Origin of the sequence: Okeania hirsuta, assembly GCF_003838195.1 — a bacterium.
Lineage (GTDB): Bacteria > Cyanobacteriota > Cyanobacteriia > Cyanobacteriales > Microcoleaceae > Okeania > Okeania hirsuta.
The window spans coordinates 1-1260 of the sequence record NZ_RCBY01000591.1 but is presented as its reverse complement, the minus strand read 5'-3'; the positions used below and the strand labels follow the sequence as shown (position 1 = coordinate 1260).

Below are 1260 nucleotides of genomic sequence, written 5' to 3'. Positions count from 1 at the left end.
ACTTTGTTGACGGGGACTTAGAAACCCCGTCCGTCTACACGGCGGGGTAGTTCATTCCTCTATCCTGCGGGGCAACTTTGTGGATAGAAACTCATTCTCCGGTGCAATTTGTGGATACTAAGTTTAATCCTTCAAAAGCAAGGCGACCTTATAGATATACCTGACTTTAAACATTTCAAGTTTTCAGTAAAACCAAGCGCGATACAATGTTTGGTAAAAATTCCTGTTGCTTGTTGCCTTCAGATTTTTTCAACAGCTCCTAAATAAACTTCGATAACTCTTGCATCATTCTGCACCTCATCCATAGTTCCTTCACAAAGTACAGAACCTTGATGTAAAACAGTTACTTTTTTGGCTATTTGACGCACAAATTCCATGTCATGTTCAATCACAATAATTGAATGACTGGCAGCCAAGTTTAACAAAAGAGAACCTATATTTTCTGTTTCTTCATCAGTCAAACCAGCTACGGGTTCATCTACTAATAATAGTTCGGGAGATTGAGCAACTAACATACCTATTTCTAAACGTTGTTTTTCACCATGAGATAAAAAAGCTGCTTTAATATTTGCTTTTCCAACTAAATTTATAGTTTCCAATAAACCAGCAACACTTCTAATTTCTGCGGAAGGAACTTTACGAAATAAAGTAGCAATTACTCCTTTATGGCGATTAATAACTAAATCTAAATTTTCTCTAACAGTTAAATTTAGATATACTCTAGGTGTTTGAAATTTACGCCCAATTCCCATACAAGCTATTTTATGTTCGGGAATTTTCATTAAATTATCACCTCTAAATAATACTTTTCCTATTGTTGGTTGAACTTTGCCAGTAATTACATCTAAAAAAGTAGTCTTTCCAGCTCCATTCGGACCGATAATAACTCGCAATTCACCAACATTTATAGTGAAATTGAGGTTATTTAGAGCCTTAAAGCCATCAAAACTAACAGTTAAATTTTGAATTTCTAAAATTTTTTCTATCACGGTTTTTATCAGTTATTAGTTATTAGTTATTAGTTATCAGTTATCAGTAGATATCTCCAACAATAAAAAATAAAATCAATTATCCCACAGAAATTATCAATTATTTCTCCCTTCTTCCTACTCCCTCTTTTCTGGAGATATCTAGTTATCAATTATACAGCAGATTTCATTGTGCTACTTTTGAACTTCAAATGGTATCAAAGGTAAGATAGCTGTACTACTTTTGAATTTCAAATGACTATCACAGGTAAGATAGCTGTATTACTTTTGA

1 protein-coding gene is annotated in these 1260 nt (G+C 33.5%); it reads right to left on the bottom strand.

Annotation, left to right across the window (positions count from 1 at the left end; genetic code table 11):
- Nucleotides 1-239 precede the first annotated feature (239 nt).
- Nucleotides 240-989 (bottom strand): urea ABC transporter ATP-binding protein UrtD, encoded by a 750-nt coding sequence (urtD, locus tag D5R40_RS33090; protein WP_124146043.1) that lies wholly within the window; start codon nucleotides 987-989, stop codon nucleotides 240-242.
- Nucleotides 990-1260: the final 271 nt, after the last annotated feature.